Origin of the sequence: Pseudomonas sp. 57B-090624 (genome assembly GCF_003234055.1) — a bacterium.
GTDB classification, from domain to species: Bacteria; Pseudomonadota; Gammaproteobacteria; order Pseudomonadales; family Pseudomonadaceae; genus Metapseudomonas; species Metapseudomonas tohonis.
Genome location: NZ_QKRU01000161.1, coordinates 1 through 3,084 on the forward strand (window position 1 = coordinate 1; position 3,084 = coordinate 3,084).

General features: G+C 67.4%; 1 protein-coding gene. It reads right to left on the bottom strand.

What is annotated here, in order from left to right:
- Positions 1–260: 260 nt before the first annotated feature.
- Positions 261–2,729: a TonB-dependent siderophore receptor gene (locus DMX10_RS32095; protein WP_111264877.1), complete on the bottom strand. Its 2,469-nt coding sequence runs from the start codon at positions 2,727–2,729 to the stop codon at positions 261–263.
- Positions 2,730–3,084: the final 355 nt, after the last annotated feature.

The window sequence follows — 3,084 nt, forward strand, 5'->3', positions numbered from 1 at the left end:
GGGGTTGGGGTGGGCCTCGGCAGCATGGGTTTCGCTGCGTTCTACCCATCCGACGGGTGTTTCTTGTGGGGTTGGGGGTTTGGGGTTTGGGCGAATGAATTCGCCCCTACGGGGCTGCGGGGTTGGGGGCTGTGTAGGGTGGAGGTCGCTTTTCACCTCCACCGTGCGGGGTTGAGATGGGCGGCGGCAGCATGGGTTGCGCTGCGCTCTCCCATCCTCCGGGGGCAGGTGTGGGCCCCGCCTGGGGCCCTGGCGTTGGGTCAGAAGTCGTAGCTGACGCTGGTGTAATAGAACGCCCCCTGCGCGCCTTCCGGCGAGGTGATGCTGTACTTGGGCACGCCATACAACTGCGCGCCTTCGAGCTTGTCGGGGTGGCTGTCGAAAAGGTTGATCGCCCCCACCGAGACCTTGAGCCCCTGCTGGAAGCTGTAGCTGAGGTCCAGGTCGGTCACCCACTGGGCGCTGAAGGTCTGGTCCAGGGCCGGGTTGCTGGCGTTGAGCGACTTCCATTCGCCGTAGCGGCGCTGCGCCAGGGTCAGGCCCCAGCCCTCGTAGAGCCAGTTGGCGCTGAGGGTGAGCTTGTCGTCCGGGGTGCCTTCCTCGATCAGGCCCTGGGTGTTGCGCCCGACGATCTGCGAGCCACGGATGCTGCCGACATCGCGCAGCTTGGTGATCTCGGTGCGGTTGCGGCTGTAGCCGGCACTGAGGTTGAGGCGGCCGGCGCGTTCCAGGTTCCACTGGTAGTTGCCGGTGAACTCGATGCCCCGGGTGCGGGTGTCGGCGACGTTGGTGTAGAAGGCCGCGCTCTGGATGTTGGCGTAGGGCGTGCCGGCGAAGATCGGCCCGACCACGGTGGCGGGCAGCTGGTCGGACAGGGTGATGCGGTTCTCGATGTCGATGCGGTAGGCGTCGACGGTGAAGGAGGCGTTGTCCAGCGGGCGCCAGACCAGGCCCAGGGAGTAGTGGGTGGACTCCTCCGGCTTCAGTGCCTTGCCGCCCAGCAACGCGGCCTCGGGGCTGTCGGCGCGCAGGGTGCGTTGCTGCACTTCCACCCAGTTGCCGCTGCCCGTGGGCTGCTCGACCACCTGCACGCTGAAGGACGACAGACCGCTCTGCACCAGTGAGGGGGCACGGTAGCCGGTGCTGGCGGTGGCACGGGCGGCGATCTCGGGGGTGAAGTCATAGCGCAGCGAGAGCTTGCCGTTGGTGGTGTCGCCGAAGTCCGAGTAGTGCTCGGTGCGCGCGGCGACGCCGGCCTGGAATTTCTCCGTGACCTGGCCTTCGACATCGACATAGGCACCCCAGACCTTGCGGTCCAGCGACACGGCGTCGACGTTGGTGATGCCCGAGTAGTAGCCGGGGAGGCGCCGCCCGGTGACCGGGTCGAGGGTGTTGAACAGCGGCCCGTTCTGCCAGCCGGCCGCCTCGCCCGCGCTCAGTTCGTAGTTCTCCTTGCGCCAGGCGAGGCCGGCGGAGAGGGTCAGCGGCTTGTACAGCAGGTCGGTGGGGAAGTCGCGGGTCCAGTCCAGGGTCAGGTTGGTCTGGTCGGCCTCGCGTTCGCCGGTGTAGATCTTCTCCGGGCTGCTGGCGCCCCAGCTGGGGTTGATGGCGTTGCGGTCGGTGGACTTCACCGAGTTGTCGCCGTGGTTGAGGGCCAGGTCGAACCTGCCCAGGGCTTCGTCCTCGTAGCGCAGGCCGCCGGTCGCCGCATAGTCCTCCAGGGTGTAGCGGGTGATCGGGATGCGGCCGTCGGGGAAGCGCGCCAGGGCCACGCTGCCGTAGTTGTTGCGCAGGGCGGTGGGTGGGTCGAAGAAGCTTTCGGCGTCGCTGTTCTTGTGGGCGTAGGTGGCGAAGGCGTAGGCGGTCAGGCCGTCGGCCAGGCCGACCTCGCCGTTGGCGGTGAAGTTGTACTGGTCGGAGACATTGCCCGAGCCCCAGCGCCAGGTGCGGTTGGGGTTGTTCTGTTCCCGTGGCGTGTTGGTGCTGGTGGAGCCGGGGTAGAAAATGCGGTTGTCCGGGTTGGTGTCGCTGGCCGGGTCCTGGCTGCCGGCATCGAAGGCGAGGGTGACGAAGCCGTCGTTGGGCAGGGCGAAGCCCTTCCAGCCGCTGAGCTTGCGTTGCAGGCCGTCGCCCTTGTCGTAGCCGCCGAAGCGGTAGCCGAGGTTGCCGCCGTCGTCGCGCTCCTTGAGCACGATGTTGATCACCCCGGCGATGGCGTCCGAGCCGTACTGGGCGGCGGCGCCGTCGCGGAGGATTTCCACGCGCTGGATCGCCGCCAGGGGGATCAGGCTGAGGTCCACCGCCGCCGCGCCACGGCCGTTGACCAGCCCCTGGCGGGTGACGTTGGCGCTGGTGTGGCGGCGCTTGCCGTTGATCAGCACCAGCACCTGGTCGGAGGCCAGCCCGCGCAGCGAAGCGCCCTGGGCGATGGAGCCGGCGAAGGCACCCTGGGGCGCCTGCGGGAAGCTGAAGGACGGCGACAGCGCGGTGAGGGCGCCGGAGAGGTCCTGGGCGCCGGTCTCCTGCAATTGTTCGCCGCTGAGCACATCCACCGGTGCGGCGCTTTCCAGTGCGGTGAGGTCGCTGCGGCGGGTGCCGACCACCACCACCGTGTCCAGGCGTTCGCCGTTGGCGGTGGGTTTTGTGGCGGATTCTGCGGCGAGGCCGGGAAGTGCAAGGCTGCTGGTGGCCAGGGCGATGGCGCTGGCCAGAAGGGAAGGACGGTACATCTGGTTTACCCCTGTTCAGGAAGGACGTATTGGCGTTTCTCGTTTCCCGGGCGCTTATGGGTTTTCCCTTCCTGCGCCTCTTTCGCCTTCCACCAGAGCAACGGCTGTGCCAGGGGCTTTGCGGTTTTTCGATTATTTAAAATCGATGTAAATCAATGGGTTATTAGAGTTATGGGGGCGGGTTTACGGCCCTTGCACAGGGGTTGCTGGAGGGGCAGCAGCGGGCCCGCAACGGGGCAGCAATGGGCGAGGTATAGGCGGTGATCGACAGGGGCTCGGAGCGGAATCGGCAGCATGGGTTTCGCTGCGCTCTACACCCTCCTGCGGGGCGCGCGCGGCCGGACACGGAAGGGGG

Coding starts and splice junctions, on each gene's coding strand:
- DMX10_RS32095 (WP_111264877.1), bottom strand. CDS start 2,729: ATGTACCGTCCTTCCCTTCTGGCCAGCGCCATCGCCCTGGCCACCAGC.